The sequence below is a fragment of the Prochlorococcus sp. MIT 1327 genome, assembly GCF_047304785.1.
Taxonomy (GTDB): Bacteria; Cyanobacteriota; Cyanobacteriia; order PCC-6307; family Cyanobiaceae; genus Prochlorococcus; species Prochlorococcus marinus_D.
Window position 1 is genome coordinate 2,043,349 of sequence record NZ_CP138972.1, and the last position, 14,009, is coordinate 2,057,357.

Here is a 14,009-nt window from a genome sequence, read left to right on the forward strand (position 1 = left end):
CAAATTTGGCCAAAAAATGGATCACCATCCGTAGCCCCTTCCATAAGCTCGGCTAATCACCCTTGCTACGACTGTTTTAAACGACTGTTCGTTTTTCTGTCAGCGCTTGGCCACATTTGGTTGCCAAGTAGCCCAAAAGCCTCAATTGATCGGCTCCAGGAGTTTCTATCGCTTGCCCAAGGGGAGCAGAAACAATCAAAAAATCCTGCCTCAGGTCTTCCCAAGAGAGAACTTCCACCCCCTAAAGCAGAATAAGAGCGATAGTTTTTTTGATTTTGGCTAAACCACTGCTAACCATTGCGAGTGGAAACCCTCGCAAGGTCGCCGAGATCGAAGCAATGCTTGGTCCACTACCAATCGATGTGCAGAGGCAACCAAAAGATCTAGATGTCGAGGAAACGGGCTCCACTTATCTAGACAATGCCCTACTCAAAGCTCGAGCAGTCGCAAAACGAGTTGGAAACTGGACCATTGCTGACGACTCCGGATTAGAAGTTGATGCCCTGGATGGAGCCCCGGGGCTTTATTCGGCCCGCTTTGCTGCCAACAATCAAGAAAAAATCAAGAAAATCCTTGCGGCCCTTGAAAACAACCCATATCGGAGTGCTCGCTTCCGCAGTGTGATGGTTCTATGCAATTCCAAGGGGAAGCTTCTTAAAGCAGCAGAGGGGATTTGCTGGGGAGAACTACTTAGATCGCCTGCCTATGAAGGAGGCGAGTTCGAATCGCTGTTTTGGGTTCGCGAAGCTAACTGCACCTACGGAGAACTCAACAATCAACAGCTTTCAAGGCTTGGTAGTCGAGGGAAAGCAGCTAGAGCACTAGCCCCCTGCCTGCGAGAACAACTAGGACTTGATCAGATTGTTTAGCTAACGATTGATTTGATCGATGGCTCGCATTGCAGCAGCAGCAGCCTCCTCTACATCACCTTCTTTCCCAGCCAAAGTGAGCCTGCCAAAGGCTCCCACGCCTTTCACGTCAACGATGGTGATATTGGATGCCTTCTCAGCTTCATTGGCAGCAATTAATACATAACCAGCCGGTTCGGTTTCAAGAATGAACATGCTCATTCCAGCTTCAATCATCGAACCACGACGATTTTGGCGATTAATCAAAACAGCGTGATCTGGGGTTATCGCACGGATCACCTCGGTCCAGCTCACATCACAAGAACTTCTCTGGCTAACAGTGCTGCCAATGGCATCCAAAACAACATCGCCAGAATGGAGCACCGTGCTCTGATCACGGTGGTAGAGGGCCAAAGAACCAAAAGCCCTTTCCACAACCATTTGACCGAGCCGAACATTGCTCGCTTTAAGGGCAATATCAGTCACTCGATGGACGGCCATGCCTGGTGAGACCTCCATCCACAGGCAAGCATCACCAGGAATCGGTAAAAAGCCTTGACTCACCGTGCCCATGTAGGCAGCTAGCTGAGGCTGAAGTGAATCGAGGAAAACATACGTGCGCAATTCAATTTGCTGCACATGACTATTTTGACGGCCAACCCTTGCTGTCTCCGAATCAGTCGTAATGACGCAGCTTGCCCCTGAGGCCTGAGGCAAAACCTCAGTTCCTGTCACCAGCGAGCTTCCACCTTGACGCCGCTCCCGAATTTCTAAACCCGCAAATCGCTGCATGGCGGGGATAATACCTTGTGATTGAACATATCTTTCAAATGCACTGCTCTTGCAAGTGGCCTTAGAGCCGATACCGTCCAAATCAATGATTGGGATGGACTATGGCCACCATGCAAGAAAAAAAATCTGAATCTACAAACCTTCCAACAGACCTAAAAGCAGAGCAAGCACTGGGTTTAATTGGTTTGGGCCTGATGCAAAAAATGCGGGAAGGTGCAAGTGAATGGACATGGTCTCAAGCTGAGACTGGCGGACAAGCCGATCTTTTAGCTCTGCGACAACGCCTCGAGCTCACATCTTTGGCCATTCAAACTGGTGCTCCACTGAGCACCGCTGAGGTGTCAAAACTTCTTGGTGCGAGACCCGGCTCAAAGGAAGTCAGACGAGGAGGACTAATCGCAAGGCGAGTCAGCAGAAACGTTTGGAAGCTCAGCAGTTCCGACAAAACTCCAGAGCGCAATGTTGATGGATTCAGCGGCGATGGATTCCGTCGCCGCCTTTGAATCCCTTAAAAATTAATCATCAAACTGATCAATCTCCAGAAGAGATTGTCTTTAATCATTCATCTTCTGACTCGTCTTCATCGTCTGACTCTCTTTTAGCCGACTGTTCAACATCGATGCAGACCGTGGTTGCCATCAATTGTTCTCTGGCCGCAATCACAGGAGCCACTTTGCCCTTTTGCTGATCAGCAGCTTCAGCAAGAGTCAGATCCTTCTACTCACGTATCTCCTCGACAGCGTCGCAGAAGATCTTCACCTGGTAACGATACTCACTGAATTCAGCCTGGGCAATCGTGGGTTCAGGAGTCAGCGCATTGACCACCGCTACAGCCTGATCAACTTGATTTCGAGCAGAGCACACCAGCTCAGCACAATCAGCCACTTGGATTTGATCATTGGTTGCTTTCTGGCTAGATGACTCACAAGAAGCAAGAGTGAGAGATCAAGCCAAAACAGACGGTAAAAAGCGAACTGCAGCCATCAATCCAAAAAATCGATTCTCGTAAATTTAGTCATGTTTCGTCTGCAATTAAAAAAATCTTAGTGCAGACAGATTGCATTGTGATAGAAAAACCTACAATTGAAGGTCAGCTCCTACCTAACCAGGACGGAGCTCCACCAAACCATTCGCCAAGCTCTTCATCCTCCGAGCAGTAGTGATCATCTGGTTCGGACGAGCCAATTTGAAGAGCATCGAGCAACTGATCGATGCCATCTTGAGGTTGCAATTTCTGTTGTTCTCTCCTCGCTCTATACAACCAGGTTGCAACAGTCTGGTTTCGGTCAGCAAACTTATGAATATAAATCCGTTCACTTAAGCTAACGGGCTGATCGCTTGCGACTCGAGCAAGAATCTCTTGCAAACGCAGGCGAGTATCTCTTGACAACATCCAAATAACACCACTAATACTGTTCTAATGGTAGAGAGGGGAGAAGTCATTGAAAAACCCACTTTATTTTAGAAGCTTATATTTAGATTCATATGCGATATTTTAATTATTTCTTTCCTTACCAGTTGGAATCATTGCATTCAGCCATGACTTGGTTGCCAGAAAGAGAATAGGTACTCTCACATCAATCAAGCTAACTTCAAAGAAAAAGTTGCCCCTCTAGCGTGAGGGAAAAAACTTAAACCTTTAAGGCGGCATCAATTGCGGCTACTACTAAGCCGCACAAAACCCATATCGTTATTATTTATATTTTCAAAAGATTGTCAGAGTGGAGCAGCCTCCGCAACATAAGCTACGCCACCATAATAATTAAGTATGGGATTTATCGATACACGCAACTTCTCAAGAACTTCTATCTCGCAAAAGACAATCACATGAGCATTTGCCCCAAGGCCACTAAAATCCATGCCCTCTGTCACATAAGTATCAGGCCCCCTACCAGTGACAGGCCTAATGACTGAATAGCCAGGTGCCCCAGCTTCGTCAAGAGCTTTAATCACTGACTCAAGCTCTCTCTCGCTTACAATTAAATCTAGTCGCTTCATGATTTTAAATTGATGCAGGGATTAACTTGTAAACCAAACCCATATATAGTGGAATCCCAATCGTATGATTAAAAGGGAAAGTTAATCCCAATGCGCTAGAAATGTAATACCTTGGGTTGGCCTCTGGAACTGTCATTCGCATTGCCGTAGGGACGGCAATATATGAGGCACTAGAGCACAAAATAATAAACAAAAGTGCATTGCCATACCCTAAACCAAGTGCCCTAGCAACAAGGCCTCCGATTAACGCATTGAACATTGGCATCAGAATGGCAAAAAAGACAAGAAACGCTCCTGCTTTTTTGAGGTCTTTAAAACGCTGCGCCGCAACGATTCCCATGTCCAGCAAGAAGAAGCACAAGACTCCATAGAAAAGCTTATAAACGAATGGTTCCATCTTCTCTACACCAGCAGGGCTATAAATAGAAGCAATGAAACCAATTACAAGGCTACCTGCAATCAAATAGACATAGCCATTCAGCATCGATTCATGCAGAACCTTGCGCCAATTCATTCCATCAGAACCAGGACGTGCCTGACGGGAACCAAGCCGAACCAGGACCAATCCAACGATGATTGCCGGTGATTCCATTAACGCCAGTGGGGCCACCATAAATCCGTCATAAGAAATATTTTGAGCCTGAAGAAAACTCTCAGCAGCGATAAAGGTCACTGCGCTAATTGAGCCATATGTTGCTGATATTGCTGCTGCATTAAAGACATCAAACCTCAATCGCAAAATACAGAAGCAAATCAGCGGGATGACCGCTGCCATTAAAATAGAAACAGTAATGGTTGGGATAACTTGACCACCGAGACCATCTTTCGCCAAAGCCATGCCACCCCTAAAGCCAACGGCCATCAACAGATAAAGCGAAAATAATTTCGGCAGCGGCGCAGGAATCTCAAGGTCAGCATTCAAGAAAACCGCAATCGCACCCAAGAAAAAAAATAAAACCTTTGGTGATAAAACATTGGCCAGTACGAGCCCTGCGTCAAGTGCTGTTGCGGTTGCTGTGATCATATAAAGAAGTTGCAGGGAAATCTGGTCTGTTTTAGATAATGAAGGAGAACGGCGTACTTAAACGAAACGTAGACAATTTTTCAAACCATTTAAAGCTGTAAATTTTACAAGATAGATTATATCATTGTTTTTATCAAAGATCCCAACCCCATGAAGGTGGTCTAATGAAGCTGAGATCTCTAATAAGTTGTCACTTACCCCTTATAAGTCAGCCAGGGCAGCTTCAAGAGCTTGAGTTCGATTAGCCATCAAACCTTGCACATCAAACTTCTCAAGTCTTTTGCGGACCCTCTCGTTTGCAGCCACAACATAAGCTTTCCTTGAATGGTTTTTTGCCTCTTGAACCATCTGTTCAATGGCCAAAGTTGCAGTAATGCCAAGCCGAGGGACTTCAGTAATGTCAAGGATCAAAACCTTGTAATTACGTACCAGAGCCATTCGTTCTGTGATCCCAGAAGCGGCTCCAAAGCTCAATGGCCCGCGCAGGCGAAATAACATCACCTGCCCGCCACAACGATCAAGCAATGCTTGCTCTGAAGGGGGCAGTGATGGCTCTTCAGTATTAGCACCAGCACCAGTTGATTTGTTGTCAAAATCACCATCCATCAAACGATTATCGGCATCCATTCCTTCCAATTGAGCCTGTGTCAACGAATCAATTGTCAATAGGTTTGCAACAAACACACCAACCAAAACTGCTGAGATTAAATCCCAGAAAACTGTCATCAGCAAGACGCCATACATGACAACAGCTGTCTTAATCGAGAGGCGATGAGCTCTAAGCAAGAAGCCCCAATCAATGATATCGAGACCTACCTTGACCAATATTCCTGCAAGCAAAGCAGTTGGAATTAAAGCCGCGAACTGACCTGCTCCATACAAAACAATCAACAGCACAATGGAATGCACCATTCCAGAGAGTGGCGTGCTGCCTCCAGATTTGACATTGATCACCGTCCGCATCGTTGCACCGGCGCCAGGCAATCCGTTAAACAGCCCAGCAAGAGAGTTGCCAATTCCTTGGCCAATCAGCTCTCGGTCTGAGTTATGACGAGTCTGGGTAATGTTGTCTGCAACAAGGGATGTCAACAGCGAATCGATTGCTCCCAACACTGCAAGCACTAAGCCTGATTTGATAATCAAAGGAAGAAATGCTGGGTCCCAGCTGGGCAAAGAAAAGCTCAGGCCACCTTCAGGGATCGTGCCGATACGCGGCAGCTCATCGATGCCTCGAGCTGAAAGGTTCGCGTCATTGAACAGCACAACCGAGAGAGGCGTAACGATCAACAAAGCCAACAACGGTGAAGGCACCCACTCGGTGAGTCGCCGAGGTGCCAAAAAGACAATGGCCAAGGTCATCACAGCCACTGCTACCGCGCCCCAGTTGGGTTGAAAGTTTGCCGATAACTGCGTAAGGCAAGCAATCACACCGCCCTTGGTTGAGATGCCAAAGAGAGGTCCAATCTGAAGAATGAGGATGATCACCCCAATCCCAGACATAAAGCCAGACACCACTGAATAGGGCACAAGCGTGATGTAACGACCCAGTCGTAAGACCCCAAAAAGAATTTGGAAGAGACCTCCAACAACAACTGCGGCCATCACCAGGGGCAAAAGCTCTCCAGGCCCATCAACCGTTGGCAACGCTGTGGAAATACCAACAGCAGCAAGGGCGGCTACAACTCCTGCCACAGTGACGCTCATCGGTCCTGTAGGACCGCTGACCTGAGATGGAGTGCCGCCAAACAGCGCTGCGAAGAAGCCAACAATCACCGCTCCGTAGAGACCGTAGATCGCGCCTCCATCGCCAAGGGCAGCATTGCCAAATGCGAGAGCTAAAGGCAGCGCCACCACCGCAGCGGTCAATCCGCCTAATAGATCTCCGCGAACATTGCGCAGATGAAATCCATGGATCAATGCCAAAACGTAGTGCTCCTTCCCACTTGAGTTGAACAAAACAATATCTGGCTGTGGGCCCCTCCTCTATGGCAAGAGAAGCAATTTGTCCGGCCTCTATAACAAAAAGCTTTTCTCGATCCCGAAGAGTTTATTAACTCCCGCAGATTTGTTCATTCATCAAGCAAATTGTTATAGCGATTTTGGAGCAGCCCATGGGCAGCACGACGCTGCTAAAGGAAAGCGGACCTCGGGAGGTTTTCTGTGGCTTGACGTCAATTGTTTGGCTGCATCGACGAATGCCCGACGCCTTCTTCCTCGTGGTGGGCTCACGCACCTGTGCCCATCTGATCCAAAGCGCCGCAGGCGTGATGATCTTTGCCGAGCCGCGTTTTGGCACTGCCATCCTGGGAGAGCGAGACCTCGCTGGACTCGCAGACGCTCATGAAGAGCTCGATCGGGTGATAAACGACTTGTTGGCGAGACGTCCTGAAATTCGCACCCTCTTTCTGGTGGGTTCCTGCCCCAGCGAAGTGATCAAGTTAGATCTGGCAAGAGTTGCCGAGCGACTCAATGGACAGCTTCAAGGCGGCGTACGCGTGCTGAATTACTCAGGCAGCGGCATTGAAACCACCTTTACTCAGGGAGAGGACGGTGCGCTCAAAGCCATGGTGCCTTTGATGCCTAATAGCAACGAAGCGCAGCTACTGCTTGTTGGCACCATGGCCAACGCAGTTGAAGATCGTCTCAAACATCTCTTCGAGCGCCTCGGCATCCCCTCAGTGTCCAGCTTGCCGCCAAGGCAGTCGACTGATCTGCCATCCGTAGGGCCTGGCACCCGTGTTTTGCTAACCCAGCCCTACTTAACTGACACGGCTAGGGAACTCAAAGACAGAGGCGCCGAGATCCTTCAAGCGCCTTTCCCTCTGGGAGCTGAGGGAAGCCGACTCTGGATGGAAGCGGCAGCCCACGCTTTTGATATCAATGGCAGTCACGTTGCAACCATCCTTGAACCTTTGATGGTGCGCGCCCAAAAGGCTTTATCGCCCTACAAAGAGCAACTGGCTGGAAAGCGAATTTTCCTGATGCCTGAATCCCAGTTGGAAATTCCACTAGCACGTTTCCTTCACAGAGAATGTGGAATGGAACTTGTAGAAGTTGGAGTTCCTTATCTCAATCGAGAGATGATGCAGTCTGAATTGGAACTGCTGCCGCACAACACGCAGGTCATGGAGGGCCAACATGTGGAGAAGCAGCTCGACAGGGTTAGGGAGCAGCGTCCTGATCTAGTTGTCTGCGGTATGGGTTTGGCAAATCCCCTTGAAGCGGAAGAGATTGCAACGAAATGGTCAATCGAATTGATCTTTAGCCCCATCCACGGCATTGATCAAGCCGCAGACCTCGCCGAACTGTTTGCAAGGCCACTGCATCGCCGCAACCTTCTCAACAACCAACTCCTCGTAAGCGTCTAAAAAAGCCAATGGAACTCACTCTCTGGACCTATGAAGGGCCTCCTCACGTAGGAGCCATGCGCATCGCCTCCTCGATGGAAGGAGTTCATTATGTGTTGCATGCCCCGCAAGGAGACACATACGCGGATCTGCTGTTCACGATGATCGAGCGGCGCGGGCGCAGACCGCCAGTGACCTACACCACCTTTCAAGCCAGGGATCTAGGAGGAGATACGGCTGAATTGGTCAAAGGTCATCTGCGTGAAGCCGTGGAGCGTTTTAACCCCGAAGCACTCTTGGTGGGTGAAAGTTGCACCGCTGAACTCATTCAAGACCAACCCGGCTCACTTGCTTCAGGCATGGGTTTCAACATGCCTGTTGTGGGTATAGAACTGCCGGCCTACAGCAAGAAAGAAAATTGGGGAGCCTCAGAAACGTTCTATCAACTCGTGCGAGGCATCCTCAGCAAGCAGCCTTCTGAGCAATCTGATGTCAGTCATAGCCCTGCTGCATGGAAAAACGAAGGACGCCGGCCCAGAGTGAATCTCTTGGGGCCAACCCTGCTCGGCTTCCGCTGTAGAGACGACATTCTCGAATTGGAAAAACTGCTCAATCAACACGGCATTGATGTACATGTTGTGGCTCCACTTGAAGCAAGGCCAGCTGATCTAATGCGGCTTCCCAATGCTGATCTGAATGTCTGTCTTTACCCTGAAATCGCAGAAGCAACTTGTCTCTGGCTTGAGCGCAATTACGGCATGCCGTTCTCCAAAACAGTGCCGATCGGAGTGGGTGCTACCAAAGACTTTTTAAAGGAACTCCATCAATTGTTAGAGATGCCTGCACCTAATCCAGGCGAAGGTACAGAGCAATCGAGACTGCCTTGGTATTCACAGTCTGTGGATTCCAACTACCTCACCGGCAAGCGCGTGTTCATTTTTGGCGATGGCACACATGCCCTTGCCGCAGCAAGGATTGCTGATCAAGAGCTCGGTTTCAAAGTGGTGGGTCTTGGCACCTACAGCCGCGAAATGGCCAGACCGGTACGAGCTGCAGCCAAAGAACTAGGACTTGAAGCACTCATCAGCGATGACTACCTTGCCGTGGAAGCTGCCATGGCAGAGGCCGCTCCCGAACTTGTGCTTGGCACACAGATGGAGCGGCACAGTGCAAAACGACTGGGTATTCCCTGTGCAGTCATCAGCACACCGATGCACGTGCAAGACGTCCCTGCCAGATACAGCCCACAAATGGGATGGGAAGGTGCAAACGTCATTTTCGATAGCTGGGTGCATCCATTGATGATGGGCCTTGAGGAGCATCTAATCGGTATGTTCCGCCATGACTTTGAATTTGTGGATGGTCATCAAAGCCACCTAGGGCACCTAGGCGGACATCAGAGCCAAACGGAACAACAACAAAGCCAAGCAGCCAGCAATCCATCAACGCAAACAAATGCGGCTTCCTCATCTGAGGAATCACCTCTCTGGACCCCAGAGGGAGAAGCAGAGCTCGCAAAGATCCCCTTCTTTGTACGCGGAAAGGTTCGCCGCAATACGGAAAAGTATGCGCGCCAGGCTGGTTGTAGACGTATCGACAGCGAAACCGTTTACGACGCAAAAGTCCACTTTCGGGCTTGACTATCAGAAAAAAATAGAGAGGCTTCTAGTCATTACAAGGAGAAAAGAGGATGAGTGTTTACACTCATCTTTCTCTAATGGTCAATCCCTTTGTCTCGAAAAGCAAGCAAACCTTGAAAAAAGTTGTATCGAATTTGTTAGGAACCAGCAGAGATAGATCCCTTGGCCTTGAATAACAATACGAACTTGAGCAAGATCACTCAATGACCACGACCCTGACACGACCAGCCGATGGTGAAGGCAGTGTGCAAGTTCAACAGGATGCTTCTGTTCGCATTCAGGAAGGGGCCCTGGTAATCGCGGTTTATGGGAAAGGCGGAATTGGTAAATCCACCACCTCCTCCAACCTTTCAGCCGCATTCTCCAAACTCGGCAAACGAGTGCTGCAAATTGGTTGTGATCCCAAGCACGACAGTACTTTCACGCTTACGCATCGCATGGTGCCTACGGTGATCGACATCCTTGAAGAGGTTGATTTCCATAGCGAAGAGTTACGACCAGATGACTTCATGTTTGAAGGCTTCAATGGAGTCAAGTGTGTCGAGAGTGGTGGGCCTCCAGCCGGCACCGGTTGCGGTGGTTACGTGACTGGACAGACCGTAAAGCTGCTTAAAGAGCATCACCTGCTGGAAGACACCGATGTGGTGATCTTCGATGTCCTTGGAGACGTGGTCTGTGGCGGCTTCGCTGCACCCTTGCAACATGCCAACTACTGCCTCATCGTCACCGCCAACGACTTTGATTCGATTTTTGCGATGAATCGCATTGTCGCTGCAATTAACGCTAAAGCTAAGAACTACAAAGTTCGCCTTGGCGGAGTTATTGCGAATCGTTCTGCCGAATTAGATCAAATAGAAAAATTCAATCAACAGACAGGGCTGAAAACTATGGCTCATTTTAAAAACGTTGATGCAATACGTAGATCAAGACTTAAAAAATGCACAATTTTCGAGATGGACTCATCAGACGAGGGGGTAATGGAATGTCAAAATGAATATCTTGCACTCGCACAAAAAATGATCGATAAGGTTGAGCCTCTTGAAGCGGAACCTCTCAAAGATCGTGAAATTTTTGACCTGCTTGGCTTTGACTAACCTCTAAAAGGAGCAAAGCCCTTGATCATTTAAGTCAAGCCAACCAATTTCATCGACAATTCCCAGACCCGTTTTGCAGTGATGGGATCTGTTGCCCTTTCCGATAGTTCCTGTCGGAAACTTTCGCGGTTCTTCTTCTGACGATTGCCCCAACTCCAATGCACGCCTGATACACCAAACTCTGGATTAGTCACAACCTGTGCAACCCGTTGGCCAGCCTTGGCCTGGGTGACATATCCACCAGTAATCAGCCTCTGGAATATAGGAAACAAAAACCGGAAGATTTTTGGTGTGTAGCGGAATAACGGTGTATCAGCCACACAACCAGGATAAAGAGAGGTAAATAAAATGCCTGATTGTTCATGTAGACGCCGATGAAGCTCCTGCGTGGTGATCATGTTGCAGAGCTTGCTGTCTTTATAGGCCTTGCCAGGCTTGAAGCTTTTGCCACTCGCCATACTGATAGGCGCATGAAATCCTTGCTCAAAACCTGAAAGATTACCCAGATCAGCCGGTGCAGGAATGGGGATCTTGCCGCCAAGCTCCTTATAATTTGCAGTGACTGTGCCAAGAATGACCACTCGGGCAGCAGACAAATAAGAGCCACGCGCTGATTGAAATACTTTTGCTTTGCCGAGGTTCTCAAGCAAAAGTTGAATCAGCAAGAAATGGCCGAAATGATTGGTTGCCATCGAGAGCTCATAGCCCTGAGCTGAGCGTTTCGGCTTGCTCAATCTGGGCTGATAGACCGCAGCATTACAAACAAGCGCATCCAACGGTTGTTCGAGCGAGCCGAGAAGGGTCTCGACTCCATCTCGAACGCTCTGGAGATCACTCAAATCCATCCTTAGATGCTGAAGTTGAGCCGCTGGGATACCCACCCTCTCAGCAGCGGCAACAGCTCGCAATGGATGTCGATTTGCAGTGATCACCTGCCAGCCTCGATAGACGAGTGCCTTGCAGGCATACAACCCGACGCCAGAGGTCGTGCCCGTGATTAAGACGGTGCCTGGAGAAGCTTGAGAAGAAGCCATCGACGCAGCCTTGAGAGCAGCAGGTTGGTATAGATATAAAACTAAGCGCTGAGCTTCACTCTCGACGCAAGCAAAACAAAACTCAGCGCCAGATGACCCTCAAACGATTCGGGGCGATCCACTGATCATGCTCGTCCATCAGACGAATGCCGCCTCCAAGGGTGAACAAACGATCAAAACGTTGCTGAAGGGTATTCAGCTGAGCAGATTCAAGGTTCAAGACGGCGACAAGTTCACCATGACGATCAAGACGTTCCTGATAAGCGATTGAGAGCTTGACCAGAGTCACAACACAAAGGGAAACCAATCCCAGCTTCATGGTCAATGCCAAAAGGCTGAAATTAATCTCTCTGCGCTGCTCTTGCAGCTGCAAAGTAGACGCCATAGTGACTGCATCCATCACCTCAGGATGAATCTGCTTACGGCGTCGCCGAGCTGTGCTTTTCTGTTTTGACCTGGGTCTAGCCAGGGAGGAGCCCAAGTTTATTCAACGGTTGACCGCTTGTAGCGCAGCAAACCTCAACTGCCAAGGGGCTAGACCCAATTAGATCAAGGCCTCAATCAAGCCTCATGAAGGGTTACGCCAAGGCGAAGAGCTAGCACACCGCAATGAAAGACAACCACGAGGCACAAACCGGCCAAGTCGACATTTGCAATATCAGTGATGCCCATGATGGAAGGGGAACGCTAGAAGCATCCATATTCTCCTAGCAAAACGGTACCTAAGACCAGTCTTCGCAAAGGCCTGTCACACCTATCAATGGCAACTCCTCCGTCGAATGGCATTGATCGATCAATCTCCCCACCATCCACTGACTCGAAAGACGCCTCTCAAAGCCCATTGAGAGCAAGCTCTCGCAGCGACTTTCTCGGAGGGAAAGGGTTCCTGAGATCAACTCATCAATAACGCCTTGCAGCAAAAAACATGGGCTCTTGAAACGCGGGGCTTAGCACTGAAACTTGCACGAGGAATAGTTAATGCCCCATCGCAAGGATCAGGGCCTGACGGCCAGTGCCAAAAGCAAGCAACAGCACAAGTGTTCTCAACATCCAAGCCAAACTCTTGCCAGAAACCTGTTGAAGTCGAGACGCTGACCAATGAGCGGCCAGAGCCGCCACGCCACCGAGCAACAGCCCAATCCCTACAGAGCCCCGACCCTCGCTAAGAAACTGTAAAGAGGCCGCAGTCGCTGAGCATGTCACGGCAAGGGTGCTTAAACGGATCGCCAAGTGAATAGGAACAGCCAAACCATTCACCATCAAAGGCACCATCAACAAACCACCCCCCAAACCAAGCAAGCCTGCTGAAAATCCTGCGACACCGCCAACGACTGCAAGACCCGGCAAAAAAAGAGTGGATTTGAGCTGCTGACCTGCTTGCTGAGGCTCTGAACGAATCGTGGCAGCCACCACGAGATAGAGCCCCACCTGAAGCGTCAGCAAAAGCCAGCCAGAAACATCTAAACCAATCTTGCTGAACAGCAGTGAAGACAAAAATGCGGCCACTGCGATGCTCAATCCAGCCCGAAGCTGAAATCCTCCAGCGAAGAGGTGGGTCAGCGTGCCACTCAACGCAGTGGGAACAATGGCGAAAGTACTGGTGGCCAAAGCCTGGTGAGGGCTAAGCCCCATCCACAGCAGGAGGGGCGCAAAGATCAGACCACCGCCAATACCCAGCAGACCCGCCAGACCACCAGCCAACAGCCCCAAAGGCACAAACACCAGCCAATCCCACAACACCATCACTGCTCGATGCCGACAGCTGCATCCTGCCTAGTGGTTCGCTTCTGTTTCGGCGAACACGCCGAACTGCTCAACGCAACCACGCCGCAGATGACCCATAGCTTCCATTTTTGCGGCGCCTGTTTAAACAAGACTCGCCCGGGAGTTGATGCGCCCAGACTTGAGTTGTTGCCGTTAGCTGCAGGGAGGCTTAGCTATCTAAGCGGTACTGCAGATTCTTGGGTCGCTGCTTGTTAGCAACAAGCCATCCAGGCAGCATTGAGAAAAAATGATCCAAGTGGAGAGCGGCTTCGCAATGGAGAGATCAATGGAACAGCGCATGGCTTGATAGATGAAAGAGGAGAAAGTTTTGATCGTTCAGCCTCCGCTATTGGCTGGCAGCTCCTCTTAGGCAATCCACCAAACCTTGAGTTGCATCACATCGGTTGGGCAAGCTTTGCGCTGATCGACACGTGGATCTATTCACAAAGCAAGACTGCCCATCACTAA

At 49.5% G+C, this 14,009-nt stretch carries 16 protein-coding genes; 7 read left to right on the top strand and 9 right to left on the bottom strand.

Annotated elements, in window-relative coordinates:
- The first annotated feature begins 275 nt into the window (after positions 1-275).
- A complete protein-coding gene (locus SIB80_RS10205; protein WP_063416009.1) occupies positions 276-869 on the top strand; it encodes a non-canonical purine NTP pyrophosphatase in 594 nt (197 codons plus the stop codon).
- Here SIB80_RS10205 and SIB80_RS10210 read toward each other — a convergent pair whose 3' ends face one another.
- The gene (locus tag SIB80_RS10210) at positions 870-1,640 is read right to left on the bottom strand and encodes a hypothetical protein (protein ID WP_011130579.1); all 771 of its coding nucleotides are present in this window, start codon (positions 1,638-1,640) and stop codon (positions 870-872) included.
- 101 nt (positions 1,641-1,741) lie between these two features.
- Here SIB80_RS10210 and SIB80_RS10215 point away from each other — a divergent pair, with 101 nt between their 5' ends.
- Complete coding sequence (locus SIB80_RS10215; RefSeq protein WP_011130580.1) at positions 1,742-2,143, top strand: hypothetical protein; 402 nt, start codon at positions 1,742-1,744, stop codon at positions 2,141-2,143.
- A 214-nt stretch (positions 2,144-2,357) separates the two neighbouring features.
- On the opposite strand, the gene SIB80_RS10220 is transcribed toward SIB80_RS10215, so the two are convergent.
- The 4 genes from SIB80_RS10220 to SIB80_RS10235 form a co-directional block, all read right to left on the bottom strand.
- Positions 2,358-2,525 (bottom strand): hypothetical protein, encoded by a 168-nt coding sequence (locus SIB80_RS10220; protein WP_240953028.1) that lies wholly within the window; start codon positions 2,523-2,525, stop codon positions 2,358-2,360.
- An 831-nt stretch (positions 2,526-3,356) separates the two neighbouring features.
- Entirely contained in the window at positions 3,357-3,638 is a 282-nt protein-coding gene (locus tag SIB80_RS10225; RefSeq protein ID WP_063419831.1) for a P-II family nitrogen regulator, read from the bottom strand.
- A gap of 4 nt (positions 3,639-3,642) precedes the next feature.
- Positions 3,643-4,662 carry a sodium-dependent bicarbonate transport family permease gene (locus tag SIB80_RS10230; protein WP_063419830.1) on the bottom strand — a complete coding sequence of 340 codons (1,020 nt, stop codon included), beginning with the start codon at positions 4,660-4,662 and terminating at the stop codon, positions 3,643-3,645.
- 201 nt (positions 4,663-4,863) lie between these two features.
- Positions 4,864-6,585, bottom strand: coding sequence for a SulP family inorganic anion transporter (locus SIB80_RS10235; RefSeq protein WP_063419829.1), 1,722 nt, complete (start codon positions 6,583-6,585; stop codon positions 4,864-4,866).
- Between the two features lie 188 nt (positions 6,586-6,773).
- Between SIB80_RS10235 and SIB80_RS10240 the strand changes: the two genes are divergently transcribed.
- The 3 genes from SIB80_RS10240 (at position 6,774) to bchL (ending at position 10,743) form a co-directional block, all read left to right on the top strand.
- Positions 6,774-8,030 (top strand): ferredoxin:protochlorophyllide reductase (ATP-dependent) subunit N, encoded by a 1,257-nt coding sequence (locus SIB80_RS10240; RefSeq protein ID WP_063406480.1) that lies wholly within the window; start codon positions 6,774-6,776, stop codon positions 8,028-8,030.
- 8 nt (positions 8,031-8,038) lie between these two features.
- A complete protein-coding gene (locus SIB80_RS10245; protein WP_063419828.1) occupies positions 8,039-9,649 on the top strand; it encodes a ferredoxin:protochlorophyllide reductase (ATP-dependent) subunit B in 1,611 nt (536 codons plus the stop codon).
- Between the two features lie 203 nt (positions 9,650-9,852).
- Complete coding sequence (gene bchL, locus SIB80_RS10250) at positions 9,853-10,743, top strand: ferredoxin:protochlorophyllide reductase (ATP-dependent) iron-sulfur ATP-binding protein (protein WP_063397370.1); 891 nt, start codon at positions 9,853-9,855, stop codon at positions 10,741-10,743.
- A 29-nt stretch (positions 10,744-10,772) separates the two neighbouring features.
- Here the strand turns inward: bchL and SIB80_RS10255 are convergent, their stop codons facing one another.
- From SIB80_RS10255 to SIB80_RS10270, 4 genes are all read right to left on the bottom strand, one after another.
- The gene (locus SIB80_RS10255) at positions 10,773-11,777 is read right to left on the bottom strand and encodes a protochlorophyllide reductase (protein ID WP_063397369.1); all 1,005 of its coding nucleotides are present in this window, start codon (positions 11,775-11,777) and stop codon (positions 10,773-10,775) included.
- Positions 11,778-11,859: 82 nt separating this feature from the next.
- Entirely contained in the window at positions 11,860-12,258 is a 399-nt protein-coding gene (locus SIB80_RS10260; protein ID WP_155724643.1) for a hypothetical protein, read from the bottom strand.
- An 80-nt stretch (positions 12,259-12,338) separates the two neighbouring features.
- Positions 12,339-12,449 carry a photosystem I reaction center subunit XII gene (psaM, locus tag SIB80_RS10265; RefSeq protein WP_011130590.1) on the bottom strand — a complete coding sequence of 37 codons (111 nt, stop codon included), beginning with the start codon at positions 12,447-12,449 and terminating at the stop codon, positions 12,339-12,341.
- Between the two features lie 303 nt (positions 12,450-12,752).
- On the bottom strand, positions 12,753-13,520 hold the full coding sequence (locus SIB80_RS10270; protein WP_063419827.1) for a sulfite exporter TauE/SafE family protein: 768 nt from the start codon (positions 13,518-13,520) through the stop codon (positions 12,753-12,755).
- Positions 13,521-13,529: 9 nt separating this feature from the next.
- On the opposite strand from SIB80_RS10270, the gene SIB80_RS10275 reads away from it, so the two are divergent.
- Together SIB80_RS10275 and SIB80_RS10280 are read left to right on the top strand one after the other, a co-directional pair.
- Positions 13,530-13,757, top strand: coding sequence for a hypothetical protein (locus SIB80_RS10275; RefSeq protein ID WP_169189856.1), 228 nt, complete (start codon positions 13,530-13,532; stop codon positions 13,755-13,757).
- 21 nt (positions 13,758-13,778) lie between these two features.
- Positions 13,779-14,009 (top strand): hypothetical protein, encoded by a 231-nt coding sequence (locus SIB80_RS10280; protein WP_063419826.1) that lies wholly within the window; start codon positions 13,779-13,781, stop codon positions 14,007-14,009.